Origin of the sequence: Pseudoalteromonas sp. (genome assembly GCF_036960685.1) — a bacterium.
GTDB lineage: Bacteria > Pseudomonadota > Gammaproteobacteria > Enterobacterales > Alteromonadaceae > Pseudoalteromonas.
On the sequence record NZ_JBALXK010000064.1, the window covers coordinates 1 to 766 of the forward strand.

Annotated in this window: 1 protein-coding gene; it reads right to left on the reverse strand. The window is 40.3% G+C overall.

The window, feature by feature from the left end; translation table 11 throughout:
- Positions 1-766: preprotein translocase subunit SecA (locus tag V7783_RS21035; RefSeq protein ID WP_442961404.1), on the reverse strand; the 766-nt coding region annotated here is incomplete at both ends.

Consider the following 766-nt stretch of genomic DNA (forward strand, 5'->3'; position numbering starts at 1 on the left):
TTACATCACGCTCTAAACGACGCATACTTTCATTACCAATCAGGTCTTCTTTGGCATTGATATGACTTGTTACTGTATCTAGAATTTTCTCACGTAAGGTTTCTTCATGAAGCGATTCGTCTTGATCTAACCAACTTTGAATATCTAAATCCAAAGTCATTTCTTCGCTCATGTGCTTGGTTAAGCCTTTGATTTTCCATTGCTCGTCGATACTTTGTGGAGGGATATAAGTATCAATAGTGCTTTCAACAACATCCTCGACAAATGACTCAACTGAATCTTTAACATCAGCCGCTTCAAGTAATTCAGAACGCATTTCATAGATGACTTTACGTTGGTCGTTTGCAACATCATCATATTCAAGAAGGTTTTTACGAATGTCAAAGTTATGACCTTCGACTTTTCGTTGTGCGTTCTCGATTGATTTACTCACCATTTTCGCTTCGATTGCTTGGCCTTTTTCCATACCAAGGCGTGTCATGATGGCTTTTACTTTTTCTGAAGCAAAGATACGCATTAGATTATCTTCTAGCGATAAGAAAAAGCGTGACGAACCAGGATCTCCCTGACGTGCAGCACGACCACGTAATTGATTATCTATTCGGCGTGATTCATGACGCTCAGTACCAATAATATGCAGTCCACCAGCTTCTTTCACTGCTTCATGGCGTTTTTGCCAATCAGCTTTTAGTTCGGCGATTTGCGCATCCGTAGCATCTTCACCTAACTCTTTGGTTTCTGCTTCAAGCGAGCCACCTAATACAAT